The organism is Arcanobacterium pluranimalium (assembly GCF_016907845.1).
In the GTDB taxonomy this organism is placed as follows: domain Bacteria; phylum Actinomycetota; class Actinomycetes; order Actinomycetales; family Actinomycetaceae; genus Arcanobacterium_A; species Arcanobacterium_A pluranimalium.
This window is the reverse complement of record NZ_JAFBCS010000001.1, coordinates 1,407,128-1,420,551: the sequence shown is the minus strand read 5'-3', so window position 1 is coordinate 1,420,551 and position 13,424 is coordinate 1,407,128. Positions and strand designations below refer to the sequence as shown.

Annotated in this window: 12 protein-coding genes and 1 tRNA gene; 1 reads left to right on the top strand and 12 read right to left on the bottom strand. The window is 50.7% G+C overall.

Annotation, left to right across the window (positions count from 1 at the left end; genetic code table 11):
- Positions 1 to 145: 145 nt before the first annotated feature.
- A complete protein-coding gene (gene rpsA / locus JOD55_RS06140) occupies positions 146 to 1,621 on the bottom strand; it encodes a 30S ribosomal protein S1 (RefSeq protein ID WP_131280125.1) in 1,476 nt (491 codons plus the stop codon).
- Between the two features lie 242 nt (positions 1,622 to 1,863).
- Here rpsA and JOD55_RS06135 point away from each other — a divergent pair, with 242 nt between their 5' ends.
- Positions 1,864 to 2,673: a class I SAM-dependent methyltransferase gene (locus JOD55_RS06135; protein ID WP_204399169.1), complete on the top strand. Its 810-nt coding sequence runs from the start codon at positions 1,864 to 1,866 to the stop codon at positions 2,671 to 2,673.
- Here JOD55_RS06135 and polA read toward each other — a convergent pair.
- From polA to JOD55_RS06080, 11 genes are all read right to left on the bottom strand, one after another.
- Positions 2,667 to 5,372 (bottom strand): DNA polymerase I, encoded by a 2,706-nt coding sequence (polA, locus tag JOD55_RS06130; RefSeq protein ID WP_204399168.1) that lies wholly within the window; start codon positions 5,370 to 5,372, stop codon positions 2,667 to 2,669. The two genes, JOD55_RS06135 and polA, sit on opposite strands and share 7 nt — an antisense overlap.
- A gap of 62 nt (positions 5,373 to 5,434) precedes the next feature.
- Entirely contained in the window at positions 5,435 to 6,085 is a 651-nt protein-coding gene (locus JOD55_RS06125; protein ID WP_204399167.1) for an ANTAR domain-containing response regulator, read from the bottom strand.
- Positions 6,086 to 6,173: 88 nt separating this feature from the next.
- Positions 6,174 to 6,256 (bottom strand) — tRNA-Leu (locus JOD55_RS06120).
- Positions 6,257 to 6,340: 84 nt separating this feature from the next.
- Positions 6,341 to 7,768: a pyruvate kinase gene (gene pyk / locus JOD55_RS06115; protein ID WP_204399166.1), complete on the bottom strand. Its 1,428-nt coding sequence runs from the start codon at positions 7,766 to 7,768 to the stop codon at positions 6,341 to 6,343.
- Between the two features lie 64 nt (positions 7,769 to 7,832).
- Positions 7,833 to 8,678 (bottom strand): prolipoprotein diacylglyceryl transferase, encoded by an 846-nt coding sequence (lgt, locus tag JOD55_RS06110; protein WP_204399165.1) that lies wholly within the window; start codon positions 8,676 to 8,678, stop codon positions 7,833 to 7,835.
- Positions 8,679 to 8,776: 98 nt separating this feature from the next.
- On the bottom strand, positions 8,777 to 9,595 hold the full coding sequence (trpC, locus tag JOD55_RS06105) for an indole-3-glycerol phosphate synthase TrpC (RefSeq protein WP_204399164.1): 819 nt from the start codon (positions 9,593 to 9,595) through the stop codon (positions 8,777 to 8,779).
- 144 nt (positions 9,596 to 9,739) lie between these two features.
- Positions 9,740 to 10,138 carry a phosphoribosyl-AMP cyclohydrolase gene (gene hisI, locus JOD55_RS06100; protein WP_420827026.1) on the bottom strand — a complete coding sequence of 133 codons (399 nt, stop codon included), beginning with the start codon at positions 10,136 to 10,138 and terminating at the stop codon, positions 9,740 to 9,742.
- Entirely contained in the window at positions 10,138 to 10,908 is a 771-nt protein-coding gene (gene hisF, locus JOD55_RS06095) for an imidazole glycerol phosphate synthase subunit HisF (RefSeq protein ID WP_204399163.1), read from the bottom strand. Before hisF ends, hisI begins: the two co-directional genes overlap by 1 nt.
- 15 nt (positions 10,909 to 10,923) lie before the next feature.
- Positions 10,924 to 11,781: an FKBP-type peptidyl-prolyl cis-trans isomerase gene (locus JOD55_RS06090; RefSeq protein ID WP_204399162.1), complete on the bottom strand. Its 858-nt coding sequence runs from the start codon at positions 11,779 to 11,781 to the stop codon at positions 10,924 to 10,926.
- Complete coding sequence (gene pafA / locus JOD55_RS06085) at positions 11,781 to 13,163, bottom strand: Pup--protein ligase (RefSeq protein WP_204399161.1); 1,383 nt, start codon at positions 13,161 to 13,163, stop codon at positions 11,781 to 11,783. Before pafA ends, JOD55_RS06090 begins: the two co-directional genes overlap by 1 nt.
- Entirely contained in the window at positions 13,160 to 13,342 is a 183-nt protein-coding gene (locus JOD55_RS06080; RefSeq protein WP_204399160.1) for a ubiquitin-like protein Pup, read from the bottom strand. Before JOD55_RS06080 ends, pafA begins: the two co-directional genes overlap by 4 nt.
- Between the last annotated feature and the right edge of the window lie 82 nt (positions 13,343 to 13,424).

Below are 13,424 nucleotides of genomic sequence, written 5' to 3'. Positions count from 1 at the left end.
ATTTTCAGCTTAGCAATACTTAGGCATACCTAACTAATTCTATATAAAGCTGATGGCGAAATGACTTTCAACCCAATAATAGCCACTAAACGAAGTGTGGGGGCGAGATCAAACGATCTCGCCCCCACACTAAAGCCTAAACTGCTCAGTTACCAGTTAGCTTCTCGCGCAATGCAGCAAGTGCTTCGTCCGAAGCGAGTGTGCCCGATGCATCGTTACCGGAAGAGTAAGATGCTGGTGCTGGCTCTTCTTCAGCAGCAGGTGCTGGAGCTTCAGCTGCTGCGTTTGCATCAGCTTCAAGTGCCTTAGCAACCTGCGACTTATGAGCCTGCCAGCGAGCTTCTGCCTGTGCGTACTCATTCTCCCAAGCAGCTTGGTTGGCTTCGTAGCCTTCCATCCACTCGTTGGTTTCTGGATCGAAACCTTCTGGGTACTTGTAGTTGCCCTCTTCGTCGTACTCAGCAGCCATGCCGTACAGCGATGGATCGAAGTCCTCAGAAGTTGGATCCACACCCTCGTTAGCCTGCTTGAGCGAGAGCGAGATGCGACGACGCTCGAGGTCGATGTCGATAACCTTGACGAATGCGTCGTCGTTTACCTTCACAACCTGCTCTGGCAACTCGACGTGACGCTGAGCAAGCTCTGAGATGTGAACGAGACCCTCGATACCATCTTCAACGCGCACAAAAGCACCGAATGGAACGAGCTTCGTAACCTTGCCTGGCACAACCTGGCCAATAGCATGGGTACGAGCAAAGGTCTGCCAAGGATCTTCCTGGGTAGCCTTGAGCGAAAGTGAAACGCGCTCACGATCGAAGTCAACGTCGAGAACCTCAACGGTAACTGGCGTACCAACTTCAACAACCTCTGATGGGTGATCGATGTGCTTCCAAGAGAGCTCGGAAACGTGGACGAGACCGTCAACACCACCAAGATCAACGAATGCACCGAAGTTGACGATCGAGGAGATAACGCCCTCGCGAACTTGACCCTTCTGTAGGGTGTTGAGGAAGTGCGAACGAACTTCAGACTGGGTGTGCTCAAGGAATGCACGGCGCGAAAGAACAACGTTGTTGCGGTTCTTATCGAGCTCAATGATCTTAGCTTCGATCTGCTTACCAATGTAAGGCTGCAGATCGCGCACGCGACGCATTTCCACGAGCGAAGCTGGAAGGAAGCCACGAAGACCGATGTCAAGAATGAGACCACCCTTAACAACTTCGATAACAGTGCCGGTAACAACGCCGTCTGCTTCCTTAACACCCTCGATCTCGGTCCAAGCACGCTCGTACTGTGCGCGCTTCTTCGAAAGCATCAGGCGACCTTCTTTGTCTTCCTTCTGCGTTACGAGTGCTTCTACCTTGTCACCAACTTTGACGACGTCCTCTGGATCGATGTCATGCTTGATGGAAAGTTCCTTCGAAGGGATAACGCCTTCGGTCTTGTAGCCGATATCGAGAAGAACTTCGTCTCGATCGACCTTGACTACGGTACCCTCGACGATGTCCCCGTCGTTGAAGTACTTGATTGTTTCGTCAACAGCGGCGATAAGATCTTCTTTGGTGCCGATGTCGTTGATAGCTACCTCCGGGAACGTGGAGGATGAAATATTAGCGGTCATAGAGTTGGTGACTCCGTTACGGATAAAACTAGATTTGAATTCGGACAATAGTGTGTGGATATAACTCCGGCACACCAATATACAAGTTTAGGGCGAAAATATACCGAAAAGCAAGCTTAGATTGCTAGTGTAGTGATCAATGCGCCACATCTGTGCCTCGAAGTAATTGCGTCAACGCCAAGGAACGACGACGATCCCCCACGCACAGGTGGGCATCCACAGTTAACGACGGAAGAGAGACGATGTTTTCAGCAGGACGTATGCCGTTAAGCCACGACGACGATCCCGTCACTTCTAATCAGACGTGGTGGGACGCCAACGCGACACAATACCTCGATGAGCATGGCGAAATACTCGGTGACACCGATTTTATTTGGGGACCAGAGGGCATCCGCGAAGCTGATCTCAATTTGCTCGGCACAGCAGCCGAACTCAAAAAGGCAAAGATACTCGAAATCGGCGCAGGTGCTGCGCAGTGCTCCCGCTATCTTCATGCTTTGGGCTGCGACGTCACCGCCACCGATATCTCCGATGAGATGATCAAACACGCTGCACGAATCAACGAACGCTTCGGATACAGTTTCCCGCTACTCCAGGCTGATGCGCGCAGTTTACCTTTCGACGCCAACGTATTCGATGTCGTCTTTACCTCTTTTGGAGTGATCCCTTTCGTCGAAAATCTCGAAGCCGTACACAACGAAGTAAAACGCGTGCTCAAGCCGCACGGGAAATGGATTTATTCCGCAATGCATCCGATTCGTTGGATGTTTCCAGACGATCCCACGCGACGAGGCATGGCGGCGACGTCGTCTTACTTCGGAACAGAGCCGTACCTTGAGCGAAACTCCCGTGGCGAACTAGAGTACGCCGAATTCCACCACACTTTCGCTGAGCACATAAACTCCCTCACTGCCTGTGGTTTTAGCATCACCGAGGTGATCGAGCCGCAGTGGCCGCTGGGAAGAAATGTGGTGTGGGGCGGATGGGGTCCTGAGCGCTCTGCCTACATACCTGGCACGTTAATTGTGTGTGCCGTCAAAGGCGCTCAGTGAGCTGCAAAGCGCCAGTTCTTTCCGATTCCAACTCCCACTGAAAGAGGCACCGAAAGATCTTCAGCAGCCCCCATCTTTTCTCGTACGATCTGTTCGACCTGTTCACGCTCAGTATCGAGGATCTCCAGTACAAGTTCGTCATGAACCTGTAGCAAAATGCGCGATTTGAGCCCGGCATCATTCAATGCACGTTCGACATCAAGCATAGCGACTTTGATCAAATCAGCAGCAGATCCCTGAATTGGAGCATTGAGTGCCATTCTTTCGGCAGCCTCGCGTAACTTCCGGTTGCTTGAGGTAAGTTCTGGGAGGTAACGACGTCGGCCACGGATAGTTTCTGTGTAGCCCAACTTGCGAGCCGACTCGACGACCGTATCGAGATATTCCTTAACCTTGCCGAACCTGCTGAAATATCCGTCCATCAGGCGCGTTGCTTCTGGCACGGACACACCTAGTTGCGCAGACAACCCATAAGCCGACAATCCATAGACCAAACCGTAACTCATGGCTTTAATCTTCGAACGCTGCTGTGCGCTCACGGCGTCTTCGGGCACATTAAACACGCGACTTGCCACGTAACTGTGCAAATCCGCTCCCTCATTAAAAGCTTCGATCAACGAAGCGTCCTTAGACAAGTGAGCCATCAAGCGCATTTCAATTTGCGAATAATCCGCGGTCATGAGCGAGTCAAAACCCTCGCCCGGCACAAAGACTTCGCGAATCTGCAAGCCTTCATCTGTGCGGGCATGGATATTTTGCAAATTGGGTTCGGTTGACGACAATCTGCCTGTTGCAGCCACCGTTTGCTGATATGTGGTGTGGATACGCCCGTCGTTTTGTAGAGACTTTTGCAAGCCCTCCACTGACTGCAAGAGTTTGATCGCGTCTCGATGCTCAAGCAGGGCCGCGAGAAAAGCCGTGCCCATGAGGGCGTCGTCGTCTTCTCGGCCGGCAATCTTGACCAGCAATTCCGCTAGAGAATCAGCGTTAGTGGTATAACCAGATTTCGTCTTTTTTGTTTTAGGTAAATTGAGGCGGTCAAAAAGTAGCGCTTGGAGCTGTTTTGGACTCGATAGATTCACGTCAAAATCGCCCACAGCCATATGTGCACGTTCGGCAGCGTCCTCTACGCGGTGTGTAAACTCATCAATGAGTTGTTCTAGCCGCTGTTGCTCAACGCAAATTCCCCGATTCTCCATCGCAAATAGTACGCGTGATACCTCAAGTTCGAGATCTAATAGCTCACTACTCATTCCTTGCTTCGCGATAGCGTCGGTGAATACCTCGGCAAGATCCAAGACAGCTGCCGCATACTGAATGAGGTTATCGTTGGCGAGCATTCCATCCATGGTAATTCCCAGCGAATCGTCACTGTCACTTTCAAGATCAATGGAAAGATAGCGCTGGACTAGCTCGGCAAAATCATATTTCCGCTGGTCAGGGTGAAGTAAATAGGCCTGCAACTCGGTGTCGATCTCGATACCAGCGAAAGAATAGCCGGCACCCAACCACGCATGAGCTGCTGCTTTGCCGCCGTGAATAATTTTCTTCACCTGCTCATCGGCAAGCCATTTACGCAGGGCAATCGCATCTTTATCCGCAAGACCAGAAAGCTCGCACGATATCGCTACGCCGTCAATTCGTGTTAAGGCGAATTTGTGAACTGTGCCTTGCCCGGGAGAAAAACTGCCCTCTACATGCATGCCGATTGGAGACGCTCCGGCAGCGAGGAAATCGGCCAAACCGCCGTCGAAAGCTGTTGCTGTGCGCTTATTACGCACCGAGGTCTGCTCGAATTCAGTGTCTTGCTCAGCACTAGCACGACTAGGGAACTCGCTCAAAACACGATCGCGCACCGAAGAGAAATCGAGTGCATCGCACAACTCATGGAAACTGCGTCGATCCACTCCTTTCGGCATAAAATCGTCAAAGTTCTCGCCAATAGGCAAATCGCGCACAAGCTCATTCAATTTGCGATTCAAGCGAACTTGGTCGATATGAGCGCGTAGCGACTCCCCTACCTTGCCTTTAATCTCATCAGCATGATCGAGAATCCCCTCTAAATCGCCGTATTGCTCCAACCATTTCACCGCAGTCTTTGGGCCAACGCCGGGTACGCCAGGGATATTATCCGCTCCTTCCCCGACTAACGCGGCGAGATCAGAATAACGCTGTGGCGAAACATTGGTGCGCTCTTGAACCACTTGCGGAGTCATGACCAGCATCTGCGATCGTGGCATCGGATACAGCACCGAGATATCGTCGTTGACAAGCTGATAAGAGTCTTTATCGCCAGAAGCAATAAAGACTTTCATACCGCGCTGCGCACCAATAGTTGCAAGCGTGGCCACGATATCATCAGCTTCGTAGTCCTCAACTGTGAGCCAGGAGATGCCGACTGTATCGAGGAGCTCTTGAATGATCGAAATCTGCCCTTTGAACTCTTCCGGCGTCGCTTTGCGTCCACCTTTGTAGTCAGCGAAATCACGAGTACGAAAGGTTCCGCCAGGTAAATCGAAAGCGACGACGATATGGCTCGGATCGTAATCTTTCATGAGTCGCAACAGAGTATTGACGAATCCGTGTACTGAGTTCGTGTAGGTTCCAGAAGCTGTGCGGAAAGACTCAGCAGGGAGCGCATAAAAGGATCGAAACGCCATAGAATGGCCGTCAATGAGGAGCAAATTATTCGAGTTCACGATATGAGTCTATCGAAAAATCCGCCCAAATCCGATGCTGGAGCCAGCATTGGAAAAATCTCTCAGTCGCCTACCTGCTCAATAACCGCGTCTGCAACTTCACGCATAGTCAGACGGCGATCCATGGACGTCTTTTGAATCCAACGGAACGCTTCTGGCTCGGTCAGACCCATCTTGTCTTGCAAGAGACCCTTAGCGCGATCAACCCGCTTGCGAGTTTCAAATTGCTCTGTGAGCGATGCGACCTCAGATTCTAGCGCCGCTATTTCTTGACTGCGCGAGATTGCGATTTCCACTGCTGGAAGTAGATCCGCCGGCGTAAAAGGCTTGACGACGTACGCCATAGCCCCTGCGTCGCGCGCACGGTCAACAAGATCCTTTTGTGAGAATGCGGTGAGCATGACGACGGCGCAGTGCCGTTCCGACAGAATGCGTTCAGCTGCTGTGATGCCATCAGTTCCTGGCATCTTGACGTCCATAACGATCAGTTCAGGTTCTAGTTCGGCAGCGAGTTTAATGGCTTCATCGCCATTGGTACCTTCGCCAACGATGTTATATCCGGCATCAGATAGCGTCTCAACAATATCGAGCCGGATTAAGGTTTCGTCTTCCACCACGAGGACGCGAACTGACGGGCGATCCGTCGAATCGTCAATTTTCTCGAATTCTGCACCAGAAATGGCGTCTTGTGCTTCGCTATTTTCAACTGCCATCGTTTGCCTCCTTCGGCATCTGGTTTATGTACGGTGAAAAGTAAATCCGGATATCGAACGGGCAATCCGTTGATATCCGGATATACAGTGCTCCCGGCGGGACTCGAACCCGCACGCTTTGTGGGCGCTGCATTTTGAGTGCAGTGTGTCTACCAATTCCACCACAGGAGCATGACTGGACAATCAAAGTTTATAGATCTAATCGCCCAGCTTCAATTTCATTTGACCAGTGTTTTCGTCACAAATCTCACAAAGTCAGTTAAGATTCGTGAAAGTCTCACCCATCTTATGAATTCGAATGGTGTTTGTGGAACCAACTTGCCCAGGTGGCATACCACAAATGATCACCACACGATCGCCGTCAACCGCTAGTCCAAGTTCACGAAGCGAATGATCTACTTGATCTACCATATCATCTGTATGCTTCACAGGTGGAACAAGGACTGACTGTACGCCCCAAGTCAACGCGAGCTGCTGGCGAATATCTTCGTTAGGCGTGAATACCAACAGTGGTATACGTGCACGTAGTCGAGCCATACGGCGTGCAGTTTGCCCCGAGGAAGTAAATACTGAAAGGTACTTAACACCTAAGGCTTCACCAATATCCATCGCTGAGCGAGTCATAACGCCATTACGTGTGCGGTGAAGATTACCGATCTTCGGAATCGACTCAAGGCCGTGCTCTTCCGTGAATTCAATAATCGAAGCCATGGTTTCAACACAGCGAATCGGGTATTTACCTACCGAAGTTTCACCAGAAAGCATCACAGCATCCGCACCGTCAAGGATTGCATTTGCGCAGTCAGACGTTTCTGCACGCGTAGGAGTTGGTGCGTTAATCATCGATTCGAGCACCTGCGTGGCCACGATAACTGGCTTTGCATGGCGACGTGCGATAGCAATTGCTCGCTTCTGAACGATTGGAACTTGCTGGAGCGGAAGTTCCACACCCAAATCGCCACGAGCAATCATGAAGCCGTCAAATACTTGGACGAGATCTTCTAGAACGGTCACTGCCTGTGGTTTTTCAATTTTGGCAATAACAGGAACTCGACGTCCAACCTTATCCATAACGGCGTGTACATCCGCAGCATCCTCTGGAGAACGCACGAAAGAAAGAGCTACGAGATCGCAGCCATATTCAAGACCCCACTCCAAATCGAGCTTGTCTTTTTCTGACAGTGCAGGCACAGACACCGCAACACCAGGGAGATTAACGCCCTTGTGATCCGAAACGGTACCGCCAACCACAACTTCAGTGCGTACGCGCGGACCATCTACCTCGACCACACGAACTTGGACTTTACCGTCGTCGATCAAAATAGTATCGCCAGGATGGCAATCGCCCGGAAGCCCCTTGTGGGTGGTGGAAACTAAATCTTTGTCGCCTGGAACGTCTTCAGTGGTGATAGTGAAGATATCTCCATTTTGAAGAAGGACAGGACCTTCAGCAAAATTTCCCAACCGGATTTTCGGGCCTTGAAGATCCACCAGCACGGCTACCGGAGTGTCTAGCTCAGCCGCAGCCTCACGAACCCAATTGATTCGTTCTTCGTGCTCAGCGTGGGAACCGTGTGAGGCGTTGATACGCGCAACATTCATTCCTGCTTTAACGAGTTCTACAATTCGCTCTTTACTGCCAACGGCAGGGCCTAAAGTACATACAATCTTTGCTCTTCGCATATCTACATTCTACCCGATCAATTTGGTTTTCTTATGACGTTTATCGTATTAGCTTGGTAATAACTTAATCAGCATCAGTTACAGGACGAAGATGAATATCGTCTATATGTGGATTCGCACGTACTCTCCGCGTGACGATAACGTAAACCACCACGGCGCCAAGAAATACGAAGATGGACGTCCACACGTTGAGCCGAAGTCCTGCAATAATCTCGGCTTCATCAATGCGCAGATTTTCGATCCATACGCGGCCGAGCGTATAGAGCGCAACGTACAACACAATGACTTGCCCGCCGTGCAGATGCATGCGTTTTTCGAGCACAATAATTATCGCTGCTGCAGCTAGACACCACAGTGCTTCATAGAGGAACGTTGGGTGAAAGGTGGTTCCGGGCGGATAACCACCTACAATATGCTCTGGAGATATTTCTAAAGCCCACGGTAAATCTGTAGGACGCCCATACAGTTCTTGATTAAACCAATTTCCTAATCGCCCAATTGCTTGCGCAACGAGTAATCCAGGTGCCAATGCGTCGGCAAAAGGAGCAAAACGCAGTCCACGCCGATGTAAAGCAATATAGATGCCTAGGCCACCTGCAGCAACGGCGCCCCAAATCCCCAAGCCGCCTTCCCAGACGCGAAATATTTTCGTCAGATCGCCGTTCTCACCAAAGTAAGGCTGCGGCGTCGTAAAAATATGGTACAAACGTGCACCCACGATACCGAAGATCACTGCCCATACACCGACGTCGATGGAGACTTCACTAGGACCGCCCTTTTTCGTGTACCGCTTTTCAAGGATATAAACGGCGACGATGATTCCCGTAATAATCGCAAAAGCATAGGCGCGAATTGGCAGCGGGCCTAGATACCATACGCTCACCGGTGGCGACGGAATTGATGCAAACAAAATTGCTCCTTAAGTATTGCTGACTATGCCTATTTTAGCGTTATTGAGCTCGCTCAGCGCGTTTCGACACCTCCGTTGAAGGTGCAACGCTGTTCGTTTCATCGTTTCATAGCAGTTAGAGATGGATGCTCGCCAATCGCAACCATATCGCGGATTGTCTGGAGTGGATTTGCACTGGTCACAAGAGCTTCTCCAACCAGAACTGCATCGGCACCACTTCGCGCATAATTCAAAACATCTTGTGGCGTGCGTACGCCTGATTCAGCGATTCGCAACGCATCGCGTGGCAGCACATCGACAACTCGGTCAAATATTTTCAGATCCACATCGAAAGTGTTCATATTCCGCGCGTTGACACCGATAACGATCGCGCCGGCATCAACGGCGCGCAATGCCTCTTCCTGATTGTGGGCTTCCACCAAAGCTGTCATACCCAAGGAGTGGACGCGCTCGACAAAAGACTCAAGGACGATTTGCTCAAGAGCTGCGACGACGAGCAGCACCATATCAGCGCCATGTGCACGAGCTTCCCAAATCTGATACGGACTGACGATGAAGTCCTTGCTCAACACCGGAATCTCGATACTGCGACGCACTGCGTCGAGATCATCAAGGCACCCACCAAAATACTTATGCTCGGTAAATACGGATACGGCTGCGCTGCCGCCGTCCTCATAAATCTGTGCCAATTTCGCTGGATCTTCGATACCAGCAAGGTGTCCGCGAGACGGACTCTTTCGCTTAATCTCCGAAATGATTCGCACGGCCCGGTGATCGTCAGTTTTCAATATTCCATAAGCGTTTTTGGCAGGCGGAATTTTCATTGCACGTACTTTGAGGTTATCGAGTGATACATGCGCTTCTCGAATCGCTACATCAGCACGAACATCAGCAACGATATCTTCCAAGACGGTCATGTGTCCTCCAATCACCCGCTTCCAATCCTAACGTGATTTATGCAATACTCCGAAATGGATTGCGGCTCGAAGCGGTGATAGGCACAAAGACTTTCATAGAATCAGACAGTGCCTCAGTATCTCAGCGCTGCAGTGTTTCGGGCTTCATGAATCCGAATCGATAATATTGCGCACGGCCAGTTCGCCACCTGCCAAGAAACACGTCCGCTCACCGGTATGGCACGCACTACCCACCTGATCAACAAGCACCAGCAAGGAATCGCCGTCGCAATCTATCGACACGCTCCTCACCAGCTGAATATGACCAGAAGTATCGCCCTTGCGCCAATATTCTTGCCGAGAGCGTGACCAAAACCAGACGCGCCCAGTGGAAAGCGTACGAGCTAGCGCTACCCTATTCATCCACGCCACCATGAGCACATCTTTATTGCGGCAATCTTGGATTACAGCCAGCACAAGCCCTTGTTCGTTGAATTTGATTCGTTGCTCATATTCAGGATCGAGCACATCGTGGGCAGTGTCTGCCAGGTTCGTCATCTTCATCACCGCACTTCAATTCCGGCATCGCACAATGCAGCTTTGACGTCGGAAATCGTCAATACACCAAAATGAAATACGCTCGCCGCCAGCACAGCATCGGCACCTGCGCGTACTGCTTCAACGAAATGCGAAGCCTTACCAGCTCCTCCTGAAGCGATGATCGGCACTGAAATTTCAGAACGAAAATCTTTAATCATTTGCCTATCAAAACCAGAATTCGTGCCATCTGCATCCATCGAATTGAGCAGAATTTCTCCTGCGCCGAGTTCAGCAGCTTTCACCGCCCATTGCAAGGCATCAATTCCCGTTCCGCGCCGTCCGCCGTGAGTAGTGATTTCATATCCAGAATCAGTGCTCACACCGTCACGAACTCGACGCGCATCGATCGAAAGCGTAATCACCTGGTTGCCAAACTGGTCAGCAATCTCGCTGATCAGCTCTGGTCTTTGCACCGCAGCGGTATTGATTCCGACTTTGTCGGCACCGGCGTGAAGAAGTTGTGCAACGTCAGCCACAGATCGCACGCCTCCCCCAACTGTGAGTGGGATAAAAACCTGATTCGCGGTATTGCTGACCACGTCGAGCAGCGTTGAGCGGTCTTCGACGGACGCCGACACATCGAGAAACGTGAGTTCATCACAGCCCATTGCTCCGTAGGCACGCGCCAGCTCTACAGGATCTCCCGCATCACGCAAATTCTCAAAATTGACGCCTTTCACCACGCGTCCATGCGAAACGTCAAGACATGGGATAACACGTACTGCAACTGCCATGGATAGTTCCCTTACCTAATCTTCTGCCTTATTAGCAATAGCCAGAATATCGACGACGGCGTAGAGATCGTGATTGCCTTGTGCCTCTTGAGCAGGTATTGCCAAAGCAACTCGCGAACCAATACGTTGGTCTACTAGACCAGCTCTCATGCCAGAAAATACTTTACTAATCTCAATATACGCCGGCTGTGGATTATTCCACGTATCTTCAACCACAGTTCCATTCGCATCAACGAGCACATAGTTGGCGAAGATCGCATCGTGTTGGGTGATTTGGGCACCTTTTCCGGCGATGAGTTCGCTTACCGATAAGGACGCAACAGGTTGCCCGATTGCCCCGAGTGCCGGTTTGTTATTTTCCCCCGCTGTTATACCTGGAAAAGGCACAGTTCCTGAATAAGGTTTCATTTGACCTTGAATTGTGGTCGAGAGGATATCTATGACCACAATTTCCGCACTGGTTAAGGAACTATCGGGATTGACGACGGCGATGCGCGAACCTTCCGTTTTACCAACGACGGCGTCCGAAATGCTTCCCAGACCCTTTTTATCGGCCTTACCCGCATAAAATTGATCGCGATTATTATTGACGAGTTTTCCATTGGAATCGTAAGAATACGACGATGCTTGATACAGCAGTTGCGTACCATCTGCCACTACTCGACCATTGCCTTTGACCAGCTCTTTATATCCTTTATCACGCGCATGGATAGATCCGGTCACCGATATCGACGCCGGGGATCCAACTTCCCCATGCGAAACGATCGTTAGCGCAGTGTCAGATTTTGAATGCGTCGTGTGGATCATGCCAACGCCCATGCCCACAATCAGCGCCACAACAAAACCAATAATGAAATGACTTCTTCTCAGCATCAACATTCCAGTTCTTCCATAAGCGCATCAACTCGTTCATCAACGCTAACAAAAGGATCTTTGAGCAGCACAGTGGACGATCCCTCCGGTGTGATCAGACGTAAATTCGTCCAGTCAGCCATGAAATCGCGATGCGAGTCCATAGCTGCGGCAACGAAATCGCCACGCAACTTGGCACGCGTCGTCTGCGGAGGAATCGCCGTCGCCGTCGTAATTTCGTCATCAGAAACCAGTTTTTTAAGTCCTCCGGAATTTTCTAATGCAGAACGCAAACCGCTGGAAGTGATATCGTGCCACGCTAAATCAAGACGAGCGATTCGTGGATCGTCAAGTCCAACTGCCAATCGATCCTGATACCGCTCAAGCAAACGCTTTTTTGCCAACCAATCAATCTCAGTTGCAAGGGAATCGATATTTCCCGATTCAAACCCTTCCAGAGCGCGTTTCCACAAATCAAAAACGTAGCGGCGCATTGGATCCAGCTCGGCAAACCATCCTGCCGCCTCATAATGGGCAATCACTTGCTCATATATCGATGTCTGAATATTGAGAGCGCTGATTTTGGCACCATTGGACTGCGTGACCATCGCACGTGCCGAAGTATCTTGAGATATTTCGCGAATTGCTTGCATCGGATCGGCCAATTCGCACTGGCGAAAACGCAGACCATCCTCTAAGCAATTGAGCACAGCTTCAGTCATGCCGATCTTCAAAGCCGAGGTAGAATCGGAAATATTTGAATCTCCCACAATCACATGCATGCGGCGATATAACTCGGCATCTCCATGTGGCTCATCACGGGTATTGATCATTGGCCGAGCGCGCGTCGAGGCAGATGATACAGCATCCCACATGTGGTGGGCACGCTGAGAGATCTCGTAACGTGCTCCGGCGTCGTCTTTTGCAATAAACCCAGCCCCAACGAGAATTTGCCGGCTTACGAAAAACGGAACGAGCGATTCGATTCGCGCCCGATAGTCACGACGACGCCGCACTAGGTAGTTTTCGTGGCACCCGTACGAATTTCCCTGCGAATCGACATTATTTTTGAAAAGATGCACCTTGCCAGGAATGTTTTTTTGGGCAAGATCAGTATTCAGGACGTCTGCCATTCCAGAAAAAATAGCATCACCAGCGCGATCATTACAGACGATGTCGTGCACTGAGTCGCATTCTGCACTGGCATATTCGGGATGTGCACCGACGTCGAGATAGAGTCGCGCACCATTGGCAAGGAAAGTATTTGTGGAACGGTTTGTTGCTAATACTTGCGCAAATAGGCGCTGAGCAGCGTCTTCAGGATCGAGCGGAGGGACGCCGCCATTGAGTGAAGCGCACATCAAACCGTATTCGGTTTCAATGCCGAAGATTCTGCGTTTCACTGGCCGCCCTTTTGCACGAAGCCCTGGACGAACGACGTCGCATTGGACTCCAAGATGGAATCAATATCATCCAGCAGCGAGTCCACGTCAAAATTCTCGCCCTGAGGTTGAGTGAATTCAACGTCGTCTGTTTGGACTTCGGCACGCTTGCGTGGTTGAGCAAATTCTTGTTGCGACATCGTTTCTCGTTTCCCTTTCCACTTTTGCTTACTCAGTTTAGACCTCTCATCAGGCAAACACTAGAATCGTCTCGTGGTAAAT